The sequence below is a fragment of the Actinophytocola xinjiangensis genome (genome assembly GCF_001921215.1).
GTDB classification, from domain to species: Bacteria; Actinomycetota; Actinomycetes; order Mycobacteriales; family Pseudonocardiaceae; genus Actinophytocola; species Actinophytocola xinjiangensis.
Genome location: NZ_MSIF01000004.1, coordinates 388,656 through 405,174, shown reverse-complemented (window position 1 = coordinate 405,174; position 16,519 = coordinate 388,656). Strand labels below are relative to the sequence as shown.

The window sequence follows — 16,519 nt, the reverse complement described above, 5'->3', positions numbered from 1 at the left end:
GGGTCTCCTTCCGCTGGGGTCGCCTCACCAGACGTCGCCGGCGGCCGGCGCGTAACACGTGGCGATGGTCACGTGGGTGACGTGTGACGCCGGCCGGGGTGGCGTCGTCCTGTGGGCACTCGACACACCCGACAGTGAGGACCTTGTCATGGAACCCCGTTTCTCCCTGAACGACAACGCGCTCGGCGCGCGGATCGGCCAGCTGTTCGGCAGGACCAGCGCGGCGATCGTCGGCTCGGCGCTGTCCAAGACCATCGTGGAGCTGGTGAGCCTGCGGGCGAGCCAGATCAACGGCTGCGGGTTCTGCGCGGACGCGCATTCCAAGGACCTGGCCGCGACCGGGGAGCCGCCGGTGCGGGTCAACCTGGTCGCCACCTGGCGCGAGTCCACTGTGTTCACCGACGCCGAGCGTGCTGCGCTGGCGCTGGCCGAGGAGGGCACCCGGATGGCCGACGCGTCCCCCGGGGTGTCCGACGAGACCTGGGCGCAGGTGCGCGCGCACTTCGACGACGACCAGATCACCGCGCTGGTCTACGTGGTCGCGATGATCAACGCCGCCAACCGGCTGCTGGTCATCACCCGTACGCCCGGCGGCTCCTACGTGCCGGGTACGTTCGACGCCGTGCGGAGCTAAATCGGTTTCCCTCACGGGTTCGCGCCGGTGATGATGGGCCGCGCACCGATCAGTAGGGAGAAACCATGCCGGTACCCGCCGACCCGACGGTCCTGCACCCGATGCCGGACCAGCCCCGGGTGGTGCTGCTGCGGCCTCTGGTGACCTCGCCGCTGATCGAGGTCGGGGAGTTCAGCTACTACGACGACCCGGACGACCCGACCGCGTTCCAGACGCGCAACGTGCTGTACCACTACGGCCCGGAACGGCTGGTGATCGGCAGGTTCTGCGCGCTGGGCACGGGTGTGCGGTTCATCATGAACGGCGCCAACCACCGCATGGACGGCCCGTCGACGTTTCCCTTCCCCACCATGGGTGGTTCGTGGTCGGAGCACTTCGACCTGATCACCGGTCTGCCCGGCCGGGGCGACACGGTGGTCGGCCACGACGTCTGGTTCGGCCATGGCGCCACGGTGATGCCGGGTGTCCGCATCGGACACGGGGCGATCGTCGCGGCCGGGTCGGTGGTCACCGCCGACGTGCCGGACTACGGCATCGTCGGCGGCAACCCGGCACGGCTGATCCGCACCCGCTTCGACGAGCGGGAGGTCGCACGGTTGCTGGACATCGCCTGGTGGGACTGGCCGTTGGAGCATCTCACCGAGCATGTTCGCACGGTCATGTCGGGCAGCGTCGACGAGCTGGCCGCGGTCGCGCCCGAGGTAGCGTGACGGCCATGTCCCACATCGCGATGGTCGGCATTCCCGCCGTCAGCCACGTCCGGCCGAGCCTGGAGATCCTCCGGGAGCTGGTGGCCAGGGGTCATCGGGTGACCTACGCCAACGACCCGTCGGTGACCGAACTCGTCGTGGCCACCGGCGCGGAACTCGTGCCGTACACGTCCACGCTTCCGGTGGCCGACAACGACTGGCCGGAGGACCCGATCGGCGCGATGGGCGTGTTCCTCCACGACGCGATCCAGGCGCTCCCCCAGCTGCGCGCGGTCTACGACGACGCGCCGGCCGACCTGTACCTGTACGACATCGCCGGCTACCCGGGGCGGGTGCTCGCCGAGTCGCAGCGCCGGCCGCTGATGTTGCTCTCGCCGGCGATGGTGGCCTGGGAGGGCTACGCCGAGCAGGTCGCGGCGCCGTTGTGGCAGCTGCCGGGCGCCGAGGAGTACCGGTCGACGTTCACCGGGTGGCTGGCCGGCAACGGGGCGACGACGACCGACATGGACGCGTTCACCAACCGGCCGGCCAAGACCATTGCCATGATCACCCGGGCGATGCAACCGTTCGCGGACACGGTCGACCCGGACGAGGTGACCTTTGTCGGGCCGTGCTTCGACCCGCACGCTGACCGGGACGAGTGGACCCGCCCGGCTGGGGCCGGCAAGGTGCTGCTGATCTCGCTCGGTTCGGCCTACACGCGTCAGGCGGAGTTCTACCGGCAGTGCCTGGCCGCCTTCGGTGACCTTCCCGGCTGGCACGTTGTGTTGCAGATCGGCAAGTACACGGATCCGGCTGAACTGGGCACGGTGCCCGGCAACGTCGAGGTGCACTCGTGGGTGCCGCAGCGGGCGATCCTGGCGCAGGCCGACGCGTTCGTCACCCACGCCGGCATGGGCGGCTGCGGCGAAGGTCTGCTGGCCGGGGTGCCGATGATCGCCGTGCCGCAGGCGGTCGACCAGTTCATGAACGCCGACCGGCTGGTGGAGCTGGGGGTGGCGCGGCGGCTGGACACCGAGGACGCGACGGCGCAGGCCCTGCGGACCGCGTTGCTGGAACTGGTGGGCGACGAGCGGGTGGCGACGCGGTCGGCGGCGCTGCGGGCCGACGCGGTGGCCGAGGGCGGCACGACCCGGGCGGCGGATCTCATCGAGGCGACGCTCTCCGCCACTTCCACCGTATAGCGCACCCCTGGGCTTGCGGCAAGACCCCCGTCGTGGCGCACACTCCGCCGGAACGTGACGTCGTCGACGGGGGAAGTGTCCAGTGTTTGACGTGATCATCGCCGGTGGCGGGCCGTCCGGCTCGATGCTGGCCGCCGAGCTGCGGCTGCACGGGCCGCGGGTGCTCGTGGTGGAGAAGGAGCGGCGGCCGACGCCGGTCGTCCGGTCGCTCGGGCTGCACGTGCGCAGTATCGAGATCCTGGACCAGCGGGGGCTGCTCGACCGGTTCCTCGCCGAGGGAAAGCGCTATCCCCTGGGAGGTTTCTTCGCCGGGATCAGCAAGCCGATCCCGGAACCGTTGGACACCCGGCATCCCTACGTCCTGGGGATCCCCCAGACGATCACCGACCGGCTGCTGGCCGAGCACGCCGTCGAGTCCGGCGCCGAGGTCCGGCTCGATGTCGCGCTGACCGGCCTGACGCAGGACGAGGACGGCGTGGACGTCACGCTGTCCGACGGCACCACCGAACGCGCGCGGTTCCTGGTCGGCTGCGACGGCGGGCGCAGCACGGTCCGCGGGCTGCTCGGCGTCGACTTCCCCGGCGAACCGTCCACAACGGACCTGCTGTTGGGTGAGATGGCGGTGACCGCCCCCGCCGAGGAGATCGCCGAGGCGAGCGCCCGGATCCGGGAGACCGACCGCCGGTTCGGCATCGGCCCGTTCGGCGACGACGTGTACCGGGTCATCGTCCCGGCCGGGGAGGTCGCCACCGACCGCTCCACCCCACCGTCCCTTGAGGACTTCCGACAGCGGCTGCTGGTGATCGCCGGCACCGACTTCGGCGTGCACTCCCCCCGCTGGCTGTCCCGCTTCGGCGACGGCACCAGGCTGGTCGAGCGCTACCGCACCGGCCGCGTCCTGCTGGCCGGCGACGCGGCACACGTGCACCCGCCGATCGGTGGGCAGGGCCTCAACCTCGGCCTGCAGGACAGCGTCAACCTCGGTTGGAAGCTGGCCGCCGAGGTCCTCGGCTGGGCGCCGCCGGGCCTGCTCGACAGTTACCACGCCGAGCGGCACCCAGTGGCCGCCGCCGTCCTGGACAACACCCGCGCGCAGATGCACCTGCTCTCCCCCGACCCCGGCCCCCAGGCCGTGCGCCGCCTGCTGTCGGACCTGATGGACGTCGACGAGGTCAACCGCCACCTGCTGGAACGCAACACGGCGATCGGCATCCGCTACGACCTCGGCCCCGGTGACCTGGTCGGCCGCCGCCTGCGCGACCTCGACCTGACCGGCGGGCGGCTCTACGAACGGATGCGCACCGGCCGGGGCCTGCTGCTCGACCGGACCGCGGGCCTGTCGGTCACCGGCTGGACCGACCGGATCGACCACGTCGTCGACACCGGCGCGGACCTCGGCGCGGACCTCGACGTCCCCGCCGCCCTCCTGCGCCCCGACGGCCACGTCACCTGGACCGGCGACGACCAGCGGGACCTGCTCGCTCACCTCCCGACCTGGTTCGGCGCCACCTCCGCGAGCCGGCGACGCAGGTAGCGGCGTTCACCCTCGTTGGCGGTGGCGGTGAGGGCCTGGCGGTACTGGCCGGCCGCCTCGGCGGCCCGCCCGAGACGGCGCAGGAGATCGGCGCGGACGGCCGGGTGGTGGGGCGTCGGGGGGAGGTCGTCGAGCAGCGCGAGGCCGGCGCCGGGAGTGGTGGCCATGGCCACGGCGACGGCGCGGTTGAGGGCCACCGCCGGCGACGGGACCTGGGCGTACAGGGCGTCGTAGAGGGTGACGACACGCGCCCAGTCGGTGTCCCGCGCCCGCGCCGCGACACAGTGGCAGGCGGCGATCATGGCCTGGAGGCGGTAGGGCCCCAGCGGCCCGTCCCTGCCCGGCGACACGACGGTCCTCGGGGAGGTGGTGTGGCGCAGGGCGGTCAGCGCGGTGGCGATCAGGCGGTGGTCCCAGGCGGTGCGGTCCTGGTCCTCCAGCGGGACGAGGGTGCCGTCGGGGTCCGTGCGGGTGGCGGCGCGGGACTGGTGCAACAGCAGCAGGGCGTGCAGGCCGACCACCTCGGGATCGGCCGGCAGCAGATCGGCCAGCAGCCCCGCCAGGTAGGTGGCCTCGGCGCGCAGGTCGGGGCGGTCGAGGGTGTCGGCGGCCGTCGCGGTGTAGCCCTCGTTGTAGAGCAGGTAGAGCACGGCCAGGACGGCGTCGGTCCGGTCGGGGAGGTCCTCGGGTGAGGGCACGCGGTACGGGATGGCGGCCTCGCGGATCCGGTGCTTCGCGCGGACCAGACGTTTGGCCATCGTCGGTTCCGGGACGTCGAACGCGCGGGCGATCTCGGCGGTGGTCAGCCCGGTCAGGGTCCTCAGGGCCAGCACCACCCGCGCCGGGAAGGGCAGCGCGGGATGGCAGCAGGTGAAGATCAGCCGGAGCCGGTCGTCGGCGAACGGGCCGGGGGTGGCGGGCGGCGGGGGGACGTGCGGGATCGGCAGGCGGTCCCGGCGGAGGCGGTCGATGGCGCGGCGGCGGGCGGTCGTGGTCAGCCACGCGCCGGGGCGGTCCGGGACGCCGTCGCGCGGCCAGGTGCGCAGGGCCTGGGCGAACGCCTCCTGCGCTGCCTCCTCCGCCAGGTCCCAGTCACCGCTCCAGGCGATCAGGGTGGCGACGATCCGCGACCACTCGGTGCGGAACGCGGCCGACACCGCCGCCGCGGCGGTCACGGCTCGCGCAGGGGCCGGATCTCGACCTGGCCCACGCCGCACGCGGGATGGGCCGCCGCGATCCGGACCGCCTCCTCCAGGGTGGGCACGTCGACGATGGCGAAGCCGCCGATCTGGTCCCTGACCTCCAGGTACGGGCCGTCGGTGAGCAGGACCTCGTTGTCGCGCACCCGGACGGTGGTCGCGGTGCGGCTGGGGCGCAGGCCCTCGTGCGCCAGGATCACCCCGCGCTCGACCAGGTCGTCCATCCACGCGGTGAACGCGCGCACCCCGTCCTCGCCGACGACCTCGTCGACCTGGCTCTCGTCCGCGCTGATCATCAACAGGTACCGCACCCGCGACACTCCCTTCTGCCGAGGGTGTCCATTCTCGTCCGGCTCGTTCGTCGTCGGGATGTGGACCCGACTACCCAGGTCCCCGACGAAAGGACAGTGGACATGCCCTCCGTGACCTCGACCGACGGTACGTCGATCGCCTACGAGCTGGCCGGCGACGGCCCGGTGATCGTCTTCGTCCCCGGGGCGTTCAACGACCGCAGGACCTGCGCGCCGCTGGCCGAGGCCCTTCGGGACGACTACACCGTCGTCAGCGTCGACCGGCGGGGGCGGGGCGGGAGCACCGACGCCATCGCCCCGGCCGACGCCGGCTCCTACACCGTCGCGCACGAGATCGACGACCTCGACGCCGTGCTCGCCGAGGTCGGGCCGGCGGCGGTGTTCGGGTTCTCCTCCGGCGCGAACCTGGCGCTGATGGCCGCCGCCGCCGGGTCGGCGATCACCCGGCTGGTGATGTACGAGGCGCCGTTCGCGCTCGGCGACCCCGCCCGGGCGGGGCGCGACGGGCTGGTCGACAGGCTCGCCGCGCTCGTGGCCGACGGGCGCGCCGGGGACGCGGTGGCGACCATGCAGACCGAGGGCATCGGGCTGCCGGCCGAGATGGTCGACGGACTGCGCCGGTCCCCGCTGTGGGCGGGTCTGGAGGCCATCGCGCAGACCGTCGTCTACGACGCCGTCATCACCCGCGCGCCCAACGTGCCCACCGCCGCGATGGCGTCGGTGGCGGTGCCGACGCTGGTCCTGGCCGGCGCCCGGACCTGGCCGGGGCTGCGGGACGCGGCGCGGGCGCTGCCCGGCGTGCTCGCCGACGCGCGCTACGTCGAGCTGCCCGGCGGCGAGGACCACGCGTTCCCGGTGGCCGCGACGGCCGAGGCGGTCGCCGAGTTCCTGGCGTCCCAGAAACCGGCGTAGCGCCCGCCCAGGCGCAGCAGGTCGTCGTGGCCGCCCTGCTCGACGATCCGGCCGCCGTCGAGGAACACCACCTGGTCGGCGTCGCGCACGGTGCGCAGCCGGTGCGCGACCAGCACCACCGTGCGGCCGGCCATCAGCCGTTCGATGCCGTCGTGGACGGCGGCCTCGTTGACTGGGTCGAGCGCGGAGGTGACCTCGTCGAGCAGCACGACCGGCGCGTCCTTGAGCAGCGCCCGCGCGATCGCCACCCGCTGCCGCTCGCCGCCGGACAGCAGCGCGCCGCCCTCGCCGACGACGGTGGCCCAGCCGTCGGGGAGCCGGTCGACGACCTCGTCGAGGCGGGCGGCGGCCGCCGCCGCGCGCACCTGGGTGTCGTCGGCGTCGGGCCGGCCAAGGCGCACGTTGTCCTCGATGGTGCCGTCGAACAGGTAGACGTCCTGGAACACGATGGCCAGCCGGGACATCAGGTCGTCGGGGTCCTGCGCGCGCACGTCCACGCCGCCGACCCGCACGGCGCCGGCGTCGACGTCGTGGAACCGGGCGATCAGCCGCAGCAGGGTGGACTTGCCGGCGCCGGACGGTCCGACGACGGCCAGCCGGCCGCCGTGCGGCACCGACAGCGACACCCCGTCGAGCACCTGGCCGAACGTGACCGACGAGAACTCCAGGTCGTGGCCGTCGGGGCTGGCCCGCTCGTCCGGGACGGGCAGGGGTGGGGTGCCCAGCACCTGGTCGAGCCGGTCCAGTTCGGAGCGCGCGACCCGCAGCCGGCCGCCGAGGTCGGCCAGGGTCAGCAGCGGGTCGGCGCCCCGGGCGGCCAGCACGAGGACCGCGACGACCTGCGCCGCGCCGATCCCGCCGCCCAGCGCGAGCGCGGTGCCCATGACCAGCAGCGCGGTGAAGGTCAGCTGCACGACCAGGGTCAGGCCGACGATCCCGGGCAGGGCGGCGAGCACGCCGCGCCGGGACGCGGCGGCGACCTCGCGCAGTGCGTCGTCGAGCAGGTGTTCGCCGGTCCGGCCGCCGGTGCGCAGCACGGGTTGGGCCCGCAGGTACTCGACGACGCGCGCGGCGGCCTCGTGGTCGAGGTCGTGGCGGCGCGCGTCGGCGGCGGCCTGTGACCGGGCGGTCCACCGCTGGACCATGGCCACGGCCGGGGCGGCGGCCAGCGCGGCCAGGCCCAGCCGCCAGTCGTAGGCGGTGAGCACGGCGACGATCGCCAGCGGGGTGACGGTGGCGGACACGAACGGGCCGAGCAGGTGCGCGAGCACGCTCATCGCGGTCAGCACACCCCGGCTGGCCAGCACCGACACCTCGCCGACGCGGGCGGCGCCGAACCAGCCGACGGGCAGCCGCGCGAGGTGGTCGCCGAGCCGGTGGTAGGTGCCGCGCAGCAGGGTCGTGCCGGAGCGGAACCCGGACAGGTCGGCGCGGTGGCGCAGCAGCCCGAAGGCGGCGACGGCCAGGGCGAACGCTGCCAGCCACGGCCACGCGCGGTCGGGGTGGCCGCCGAGCAGGGTCGCGAGCAGCGGGACCAGCAGGGCGTAGGTGAGGCCCTCGGCCAGGGCGGCGGCGACCATCCAGGCGATGGTGCGGCGGATCGGCCGGGCGTGCCGGTCGCCGAGCACGCGCAGCAGGGTGGTGATCACCGGGCACCGCCGTTCCCCGTGCCGTTCCCCGTGCCGATGGCCGTGTGGTGGGCCTGCCAGTGGGCGGCGAACCGGCCGCCGGCGGCGAGCAGGTCGGCCGGGGCGCCCCGTTCGGCGACGACCCCGTTCTCCAGCACGACGACGGTGTCGGCGTCGGCGATGGTCTCCAGGCGGTGGGCGATCACCAGGACCGTGCGGTCGCCGCCGGCCAGGGCGGCCAGGGTGGCCCGCACGGCCTGTTCGGTCGGCGGGTCGGCGAAGGCGGTGGCCTCGTCGAGGACCAGGACGGGGGTGTCGGCCAGCAGGGCGCGGGCGATCGCGATCCGCTGGGCCTCACCGCCGGACAGCTCGGTGTCCTCGCCCAGGACGGTGTCGTAGCCGTGGGGCAGGTCGAGCACGCGGTCGTGCACGCCGGCCAGTCGGGCGGCGCGGACCACGTCGTCGCGGGTGGCGTCCGGGACGGCGAGGGCGATGTTGTCGGCGACCGACGCGCGCAGCAGCCGCACGTCCTGGAACACGAACGACACCGTCCGGTACAGGTCACGTTCGCGCAGGTCGCGCAGGTCGACCCCGCCGACGGTGACCGAGCCGCCGGTCGGGTCGAAGAACCGGGGCAGCAGCTGGACCAGGGTGGACTTCCCGCTGCCGGACGGTCCGACGACGGCGGTGACGGTTCCCGGTTCGAGCACCAGGTCGATGCCGCGCAGCACCTCGCGGCCGGGGTCGTAGCCGAAGCGCACCCCGCGCAGTTCGACGCGGTGGCCGGTGGGGGTGCGCGGGTGGGCCGGTGGGGGCAGTGGGGGTTCGTCGAGCACCTCGCGGAGGCGCCCGACGGCGCGGCGGGCGGCCGTCAGGTCGTCGAAGCCGTGGCCCAGGGCGGCGACCGGCGCGGTCAGGCCGAGTCCGAGCAGCAGGAAGGGCAGCAGGTCGGCGGGGGCGATGGCGCCGGTGGTGATCATCACCGTGCCGCCGGTCAGCACGACCAGCAGGACGAACGGTGGCGAGAGCGCCAGTTGCATGGCGGCGGCGATGCCGGCCATGCCGCGCACCCAGCGCAGGAAGGTGTCGGTGAACTCGTCGACGGCGGTGCGGAAGCGGCCGTGGGCGCGTCCGCCGCCGCCGAACGCCTTGACCTCGGCGATGCCGTGCACGAACTCGACGGCCGAGCTGGCGATGCGGCCCATGGCGGCGTCGAACGCCTCCTGTTCGCGCAGCCGGGAGGGGGCCATCATCAGCGGCACCATGGCGATCGCGAGGACCACCGGGACCAGGGTGATCAGGGTGAGCCGCCAGTCGACGGTGACCAGGTAGACCGCCGAGACCAGCGGCACCAGGAACGCCGAGACCAGCTCGCCCGGCGCGTGCGCGATGAACGGGTGCACCGCGCTCACGTCCTCGCCGACGACCTTGGCCAGTTCTCCGGTGCGCCGCCGCGAGAGCCAGCCGATCGGCACCCGGCCGAGGCTGGCGGCCAGGCGTCGCCGGAAGGCGAGCTGGACCCGGTTGTCGAGCAGGTGGCCGATGCCCGAGGAGGCGGCGGTGCCCAGCAGCCGCACGAGCATTCCGGCCGTGCCCAGCGCCACGACCAGCCAGACGTGTGCCTGGTCGACGGGTCCGGGGGCGAGCAGGGTGCGGCCGATCTCGGCGACCGCGAGCAGCGGCGCCAGCCCGGCGAGGGCGCCGATCGCCTGGAGGACGACGACGGCGGTGAAGGCGGGCAGGTGCGGGCGCAGCAGGCCGGCGTTCACGACCGGACCGCCGAGGTCGGGATCTCCGGTTCCTGGGTCATCGCCACCACCACATTTCGCTACCGCTGGTATCGATACCGAAAGTAGCATAATTGCTAGGCTGGTCGGATGGACTCCCCCAGGTCGCCCGGCCGGCCGCGCTCCAGCGTCGACGCCGAGATCTTCGCCGCGACCCTGCGCACCGTCCACGAACTCGGCTACACCCGGGCCACCGTCGACCGCATCGCCTCGGCGGCCGGGGTCGCGAAGACGACCATCTACCGCCGCTGGCCGTCCAAGGGCGAACTGATCGCCGCCTGCCTGAGCGACGCGGTGGGCCCGCTGCCGGCCTCGACGGGTGACCCACGGGAGGCGATGGCCACGGCGATCCGGTGGGGCGCGGCCAAGATCGGCCAACCGGGGATCGGCGCCGCGTTCGCCGGCGTGTTCACCGACGCGGTCAGCGACGCCGCGCTGCGCGAGGTCCTGGTCACCCAGTTCCAGGACCCCTACCGCATCGCCCTCCAGGACATCCTGGGGCTGCCGGAGAAACGCGTGCTGTTCATCGTCGACGTGGTGATCGGCACGCTGCTGCACCGGATGGGGATCAGCGGCGAACCGATGGTCGACGACGACGTCGACACCCTGATCGACCTGCTCGGCCCGCTGGTCGCCTGATCACGGTCCACTGTGGACCAATGGCGCCCACGGCTGCGGCCGCCCGGGAGACCGCTACCGGCCCGCGTCCAGGACGTGGACCAGGCTGGCCCGCACGGAGGCGGTCGTGGTCCCGGCGGCGACCGCGAGCAACGCGGCGCGCCAGGCGGCGGCGAGCAGGTCGGCGGCGGGGGCCTTGTGCTTGGTGAGCAACGGACGCAGCGCGGCGGCGACCGGATCGTCGCGGTCGACCGGGGACGGTTCGCCGAGCAGCCGGCAGACGGTGAACCGCACGGCGGCGTCGAAGGCGACCAGCAGCGCGGCGCGCACCGCCGGGTACCCTCGGTCGCCGGCCGCGGCGGCCGCACCGGCCATCCGTTCCACCACGCGCTTCTCCAGATCGTCGCGCACCGTCTGGTACAGCCCCAGTTTCGAGCCGAAGTGGTGGAAGGGCGCTACGGTCGTCCACATGAAACTCACGTTCCTGTACCAGCCGGTGACCGACCTGAAGGCCGCCATCGCCCTCTACCGCGACGACCTCGGGTTCGAGGAGTCCTGGCGGGAGGGCGAGTCGACGGTCGCGTTCCGCCTCCCAGGAACGGAGGTCGAGCTGATGCTCGACGTGCCGCCGGACACCGGACCGCGCTGGGGCGCCGGCGGGTTCTACGCCGTCGACGACGTCGACGAGTTCCGCCGGGCGCACCCCGACCTCGACTGGCAGGGCGAGATCGACATGCCCGACGGCAAGGGCGCCACCTTCCTCGACCCGAGCGGCAACACCGTGCACCTGTTCGACCAGACCGGCGACCACTCCGGCTGAGCCGGCACGCTCAGTCGAGCAGGTCCAGGTCCTTCGGGGTCAGCGCCGTCGAGCGGACCAGTTCGCGCAGCAGGTTGTCGTTGAGGGCGTTGCCGACCGGCTCGCCGACCTCCTCGCGGGTCAGGTTCGCCACCCCGCGCCGCGACAGGCGCTCCCGCACGACGCTGACCCGGCGCTCCAGCTTCTTGGCCGTCCAGCCGTCCTCCGGTCGCAGCTCCTCGAGCTGACGCGCGGCTTCCTTCCAGGTCAACGGTTTCGGGTTGGGTTCGCGCAGCAGGTAGTACTGGCCGAGCACGACCAGCATCAGCTGCTCGTCGGCGGTCAGCGAGTAGGGCTGGGGCGCGTCGGTGTCGTCGCCGTGGCGCGATCTGGGCTGGTCGCCGTCGGGCCCGGTCACGTAGATCTCCAGCAGGTGTTCGCGGTCGCGGGTGCCCGGCACGTGCAGCGGCGTGTAGCCGGGGGCCAGCGGGATCGCGCCCTCCTCGGCGAACAGCCACTGTGAACGCGGCAGGCGGATCGGGCGGCGACCGGAGTTGCGCAGCCACCACTGGCCCCGGTGGTGGGTCAGCAGCCCGTGCCGGCGGCTGACCTGCTGGTCGTCCTCGCCGATGCACACGTGCACCAGCGGGCGGTTGCGTCCGAAGTAGACGGTTCGGCCCTCGCGCGGGCCGACGGTGTACCCGCCGCCGAGGGCCAGGGCGTGCACCGACCCCGGCACCGTTCGGTTCACGCCCCGCGCCAGGCTCGCGTGCCCCTTGGGCAGCAGCAGGCCGCCCGGGTGGTTCAGGTCCTGCTCCATCCCGACCTCCTCACTCGTGGCAGACCGCGCCGCGCACGGCCTCCACCTGGCTCTCGTAGATCATGGCGCCCTGGCCGTCCGTCGTGCCGGTTCCGCGCACCTGGAAGCAGTACTTGTGCCCGGGATCCGGGTCCACCGGCACGGTGTACGTGCGTCGGTTCTCCACCCACTTCGGTTCGGCGTCCTCGCGTCGACCCTCCGGCCAGTACAGGACGGCGAAGTAGAGCCGGGGGTCGTTGGTGGTCCAGGTGAGCACGACCTCGTCGTCCAGGTCGGTCGGCTCCTCCAGCTCCACCGTCGGCGTCGGCTCCTCCCTGGGCAGCGGCCGCGCCTGCTCGGGCGGTGCCGGCAGCGTCGGCGATGGCCACAGCAGGAACGTGAGCACGGCGGCCAGCACCAGCACCGCCGCGCCGGCCACGTACCAGTACCGCCGCGCCGCCCGGACCGCACGCACCGGCCGCACCGGCCGCACCGGCCGCACCGGACCGACCGGTGGCCGCTCGGCCAACGGCTCGCCGCCCGCCGGGGCGGACCGCCGCAGCGGGTCCGGTGCGAGCATCCGGCCGATCGCTGTCGACAGTCCGATCGGGACGTCCGGGCGGCTGACCGCCGGCACCGGATCGCTGAGCACCCGCAGGATCCGCTCGCCGGTCAGCTCCCCGATCCGGCTCGGGTGCGGCGACTGCCCGGTCAGGGCGAAGTGCAGCACCGCGCCCAGGCCGTACACGTCGGTCGGCGCCTCCACCACCCCGGTCCGCAGCGTCTCCGGCGACACCCACTCGATGCCCGCCAGCGGGTCCCGGCGGAACTCCTCGCGCTGCGCCACGCCGAAGTCGGCCAGCACCGCCTCGCCGGTCATCCGGTACAGCACGTTCGCCGGGCTGACCCCGCCGTGCAGCACGCCGAGCGCGTGCGCGGCGCCCAGCGCCCCGGACAGCGTCGCGCACAGCGCGGCCACCTCCTCGGAGGGCAGCGGGCCGTCACGGCGCACGCGGTCGGCCAGCGACCCCGCGCACAGCTCCATCCGCAGCGCGTGCCGGTTGCCGCCGACCACCTCGACGCCGTCGAACGCCAGCAGCGGCGCACCGACCCCGGCGAGCCTGGCCCGGTCCCGCTCGATGGCGGCCAGGGTGCGCCGGTCGAACTTGCCGGGAAACACCTTCAGCGCGCGGCCGTCGACCACGTACACCTCGGCGACCGGGCCCCGGCCGATCAGCTGGTTCATCGGAACGCGAACACCGCCCGCAGCCGGGCACGCAACGACCGGGAGGCCAGCGCGCCCCGGATCTCGCGCACCGCCGACCACGCCGCGGCCACCGTGCCGTCGCTGGCGCCGGCACCCGACCACAGCGCCAGGTCCAGTTGGAAGGCCAACCGGTGCAGGCTGTCCACAATGGACCCTTCGGACACCGAGGCGAGATCGCGGGCGGTCATCCCGGGGGTGATCCGCGCACCGTGCGCCGCCAGCAGGTCCCTGGCCTCCCACCACGCACCGACGACCCCCCGCACCCCGCCCAGGCGCCGCCGCGCCAGCCTGCGGCCGAACTTGACGACCGGGATCGCCAGCACCGCCAGCACGAGCAGCGCCACCAGACCGGCCAGCACCGCCACCACCAGCGTCCCCCACGGGACGGGGTCGCCTGGCTCCTCGGTCACGTCGTCGGCCGGCACCGGCGGGTCGGGCACGTCCTCGTCGGGCGGCGGCAGCGCCGCCCTGGCCTGCGCGGTGACCTCCGCCAGCTTCGACGGCGCCCGGCCGACGCCGCCGCGGGCACCGAGCGGGTCCAACGGCACCCAGCCGACCCCGTCGACCGCGACCTCCGGCCAGGCCAGCACGTCCCCGTTGCGCACCACCGTCTCGCCGTCCCCGGAGGCCTCCGGGGCGGCGTAGCCGACGGCCAGCCGGGCGGGAATGCCCACGATCCTGGCCAGCACCACGTAGGCGGCGGCGAACTGCTCGCTGGTGCCCGCCTTGTCCTTGAGCAGGAACGTCTCCAGCTGCGGCCAGCCGGAGCCGGTCGGCAGGGTCCCGCCGGTGGTCACCTGGTAGTTGTCGCGCAGGTACTGCTCCAGCAGCATCGCCGTGCGGAAGGTCGGCCGCACCTGCCGGGTGGCCTCGCGTGCCAGCGTGGTGATCCCCGCCGGCACGGTGCCCAGCCCGCCGGTGTCCACATCGCCGGACACGGCCGCGTCGAGCAGGTCGGGCAGGTCGCCGGAGGGCTCCCACCAGCGCAGGTCGTAGGACAGCCGCCCGTCGCGCTCGGTGAGCAGCAGCGTGCCGGTGTCCTGGTCGATCAGCGGCGCGGCCCCGGTCACCGACGCCGGCATGCCCTGGCTGGGCAGCCACGGGTCGTCGCCGTCGACGGTGACCCGCGCGGAGTTCGCCCGGGTCGGCACGGTCACCGCCGCCGGTGGCTCCACCGCCGAACCCAGCCGGCGGTACTGGTCGGCGGCGGTCCACCGCACGCCGTCGAAGTCGTCGAGCACCACCAGCCGCCAGCGGTCGACCGGCGCGTCGCTGGTGTAGCGGAACACCTCGGTGTCCGGGTCGCCGAGCCGCGCGGCGATCTCGCTCAGCGGGCTGACCTCACGCGCCAGCGGCACGTGCGCGGTCTGGTTCTGGCGCACCGAGTACGCCGCCGGGGTCGCCACCACCACGGTCAGCGCCCCGGCCGCGACGCCCAACACCACGGTCAGCGCCACCGCCGAACGCACCCTGGAGAAGAACAGCCCGGCCACCAGCACCGCGTAGGCCAGCCCCACCAGCGTCGCCACCAGCCCGGACACCGCCACGAACGCCTGGCTGACCAGCAGCAGCGCCAGGCTGGGCAGCACGGCGGCGGCCGGCCAGCGCAGCAGCTCCAGGCCGATCATCGCGGTGAACAGCACCAGCAGCGGCACGAACAGCAGCAGCTCCGGCTCCGGGCGCACCGGCCAGGTCGACTGCAGGGTCAACTCCCACGAGTCGCTCACCCCGGCCAGCAGCGCCCGTCCGCTCTCCACCGTCGGCAGACCGCCGACGGTCGTGTCGAACAGCGACACCTCCACCAGCGCCAGCAGCCCGACCAGCAGCGCGAACACCGGCCGCCACGGCCGCAACGCGGCGAACCGCAGACACAGCTCGGCCACCGCGTAGCAGGCCACCAGCACCGCGGCGACCGGCGCCACCAGCGCGGCCGCCCCGAACACCGGGGCGAACAGCATCCCGGGCACGGCCGTGGCCGCCAGCACCCAGATCGCGTGACCCCTGCTCACGCGATCACCGTCTGCCACTGGCCGATGGCGTCCACCGCGTTCACCGCACCCAACACCCGCACTCCCGGAACCGGTGGCGTGGCGCCGCCGACCGCCACCACGATCACGTCCCCGTACCTCGGCCGCAGCCCGACGAGCGCGGCGCCGTCGTCGGGCGAGACGGCCGAGGAGATCACCACGAGCGTCCCGCCGCCGGCCCGCGCCAGCGCTCCCGGCACCAGCGGCGAGCCGGCCGCCTCGGTCTGTCCAACGACGCAGAGCGCCTCCAGGTACCGCCCGGCCGCGTCCGGACCGGACGGGGCGACCACCTCGACCCCGCCGGAGGTGACCAGCTGGCAGCGGTGGTCGGCGTTGACCGCCGCCACCACCAGCGACGCCGCCAGCTCGACGCCCTCCTCGAACGCCCGCTCCCCGGTGCCCACCCGGTCGTCGAGCAGCACGGTGAACCGGGGCTGGTGCGGGTCGGCGTAGTCGCGGATCATCAGCTGCCCGGTGCGCGCGGTCGCCTTCCAGTGCAGGTGGCGGACCTCGTCGCCGGGCAGGTAGGCGCGCACCTCGCGGATGTCGAGCGACCCGCGCGGGGAGGACTCGGTGGCCTCGCCGTCGTGGTGGTGCAGCGGCAGGCCGCCGGCGACCGCGCGCACCGGGTGGGTACGCGGGTACACCGACAGCGTCGCCAGCTCCCCCAGTGACAGCTCCGAGCGGCCGAGGCCGAGCACGTCGGCGCGGAACAGGCTCAGCGGGCCGACCTGGTGGCGGCCGCGCCGGCGGGTCGGCACCTCGTTCAGGTAGGACTGTTCGGCGCCGGCGGCCAGCGCCCGCACCGACATGCTCACCCGCTCCTGGCCGACCCGGTCGACCGCGATGAACCCGGCCTGCCGGCGCGTGCCGGGGTTGTGCACGCGCAGCGTCAGCACCGCGCGCTCGCCCCGTTCGACCCGGTCGGGGAACAGCTCGCGGATGACCGCCACCCTCGGCCGGCGGCCGGCGACCACCAGCGCGGCCACCACCGCACCGGCCGCGACCGCGCCCAACGTGACCAGCACCGGGTACCCGGCGACCAGACCCAGCGCGACCAGCGCGACCGCGAACACGAGCGTGCACACCCCACGCCGGGTCAGCCGCATG

16 protein-coding genes are annotated in these 16,519 nt (G+C 74.1%); 7 read left to right on the top strand and 9 right to left on the bottom strand.

From position 1 onward, the window contains the following. Positions 1 to 148: 148 nt before the first annotated feature. From BLA60_RS12305 to rox, 4 genes are all read left to right on the top strand, one after another. On the top strand, positions 149 to 634 hold the full coding sequence (locus BLA60_RS12305) for a carboxymuconolactone decarboxylase family protein (RefSeq protein WP_075133019.1): 486 nt from the start codon (positions 149 to 151) through the stop codon (positions 632 to 634). 65 nt (positions 635 to 699) lie between these two features. Beyond that, on the top strand, positions 700 to 1,344 hold the full coding sequence (locus tag BLA60_RS12300; protein WP_075132934.1) for a CatB-related O-acetyltransferase: 645 nt from the start codon (positions 700 to 702) through the stop codon (positions 1,342 to 1,344). 5 nt (positions 1,345 to 1,349) lie between these two features. Further along, positions 1,350 to 2,528, top strand: a complete 1,179-nt coding sequence (locus tag BLA60_RS12295; protein WP_245811947.1) for a macrolide family glycosyltransferase — start codon at positions 1,350 to 1,352, stop codon at positions 2,526 to 2,528. Between the two features lie 82 nt (positions 2,529 to 2,610). Beyond that, on the top strand, positions 2,611 to 4,062 hold the full coding sequence (rox, locus tag BLA60_RS12290) for a rifampin monooxygenase (protein WP_075132933.1): 1,452 nt from the start codon (positions 2,611 to 2,613) through the stop codon (positions 4,060 to 4,062). Here the strand turns inward: rox and BLA60_RS12285 are convergent. Both BLA60_RS12285 and BLA60_RS12280 read right to left on the bottom strand, forming a co-directional pair. Continuing rightward, positions 4,011 to 5,237 carry an RNA polymerase sigma factor gene (locus tag BLA60_RS12285; RefSeq protein ID WP_075132932.1) on the bottom strand — a complete coding sequence of 409 codons (1,227 nt, stop codon included), beginning with the start codon at positions 5,235 to 5,237 and terminating at the stop codon, positions 4,011 to 4,013. The genes rox and BLA60_RS12285 overlap by 52 nt on opposite strands. Further along, complete coding sequence (locus BLA60_RS12280) at positions 5,234 to 5,572, bottom strand: YciI family protein (protein WP_075133017.1); 339 nt, start codon at positions 5,570 to 5,572, stop codon at positions 5,234 to 5,236. Before BLA60_RS12280 ends, BLA60_RS12285 begins: the two co-directional genes overlap by 4 nt. Before the next feature lie 102 nt (positions 5,573 to 5,674). Here BLA60_RS12280 and BLA60_RS12275 point away from each other — a divergent pair, with 102 nt between their 5' ends. After that, entirely contained in the window at positions 5,675 to 6,484 is an 810-nt protein-coding gene (locus BLA60_RS12275; RefSeq protein WP_075133016.1) for an alpha/beta fold hydrolase, read from the top strand. On the opposite strand, the gene BLA60_RS12270 is transcribed toward BLA60_RS12275, so the two are convergent. Continuing rightward, positions 6,388 to 8,133 (bottom strand): ABC transporter ATP-binding protein, encoded by a 1,746-nt coding sequence (locus BLA60_RS12270; protein ID WP_075132931.1) that lies wholly within the window; start codon positions 8,131 to 8,133, stop codon positions 6,388 to 6,390. The two genes, BLA60_RS12275 and BLA60_RS12270, sit on opposite strands and share 97 nt — an antisense overlap. Continuing rightward, the gene (locus BLA60_RS12265) at positions 8,130 to 9,881 is read right to left on the bottom strand and encodes an ABC transporter ATP-binding protein (protein WP_075132930.1); all 1,752 of its coding nucleotides are present in this window, start codon (positions 9,879 to 9,881) and stop codon (positions 8,130 to 8,132) included. Before BLA60_RS12265 ends, BLA60_RS12270 begins: the two co-directional genes overlap by 4 nt. Before the next feature lie 108 nt (positions 9,882 to 9,989). Here BLA60_RS12265 and BLA60_RS12260 point away from each other — a divergent pair, with 108 nt between their 5' ends. Continuing rightward, positions 9,990 to 10,538, top strand: a complete 549-nt coding sequence (locus BLA60_RS12260) for a TetR/AcrR family transcriptional regulator (protein ID WP_075132929.1) — start codon at positions 9,990 to 9,992, stop codon at positions 10,536 to 10,538. A 54-nt stretch (positions 10,539 to 10,592) separates the two neighbouring features. Here BLA60_RS12260 and BLA60_RS12255 read toward each other — a convergent pair whose 3' ends face one another. Then, positions 10,593 to 10,988 carry a TetR/AcrR family transcriptional regulator gene (locus BLA60_RS12255; RefSeq protein ID WP_211288696.1) on the bottom strand — a complete coding sequence of 132 codons (396 nt, stop codon included), beginning with the start codon at positions 10,986 to 10,988 and terminating at the stop codon, positions 10,593 to 10,595. Here BLA60_RS12255 and BLA60_RS12250 point away from each other — a divergent pair. After that, entirely contained in the window at positions 10,987 to 11,337 is a 351-nt protein-coding gene (locus BLA60_RS12250; protein ID WP_075132928.1) for a VOC family protein, read from the top strand. The genes BLA60_RS12255 and BLA60_RS12250 overlap by 2 nt on opposite strands. Before the next feature lie 10 nt (positions 11,338 to 11,347). On the opposite strand, the gene BLA60_RS12245 is transcribed toward BLA60_RS12250, so the two are convergent. From BLA60_RS12245 to BLA60_RS12230, 4 genes are read right to left on the bottom strand one after another with little or no spacing between them, the layout of a single operon-like run. Next, complete coding sequence (locus tag BLA60_RS12245) at positions 11,348 to 12,136, bottom strand: FHA domain-containing protein (protein WP_075132927.1); 789 nt, start codon at positions 12,134 to 12,136, stop codon at positions 11,348 to 11,350. A gap of 10 nt (positions 12,137 to 12,146) precedes the next feature. Continuing rightward, positions 12,147 to 13,361, bottom strand: coding sequence for a protein kinase domain-containing protein (locus BLA60_RS12240; protein ID WP_075132926.1), 1,215 nt, complete (start codon positions 13,359 to 13,361; stop codon positions 12,147 to 12,149). After that, positions 13,358 to 15,391 carry a transglutaminase TgpA family protein gene (locus BLA60_RS12235; protein ID WP_245811946.1) on the bottom strand — a complete coding sequence of 678 codons (2,034 nt, stop codon included), beginning with the start codon at positions 15,389 to 15,391 and terminating at the stop codon, positions 13,358 to 13,360. The genes BLA60_RS12240 and BLA60_RS12235 overlap by 4 nt, the downstream gene beginning before the upstream one ends. Beyond that, positions 15,388 to 16,518 (bottom strand): DUF58 domain-containing protein, encoded by a 1,131-nt coding sequence (locus tag BLA60_RS12230; RefSeq protein ID WP_075132924.1) that lies wholly within the window; start codon positions 16,516 to 16,518, stop codon positions 15,388 to 15,390. The genes BLA60_RS12235 and BLA60_RS12230 overlap by 4 nt, the downstream gene beginning before the upstream one ends. Position 16,519: the final 1 nt, after the last annotated feature.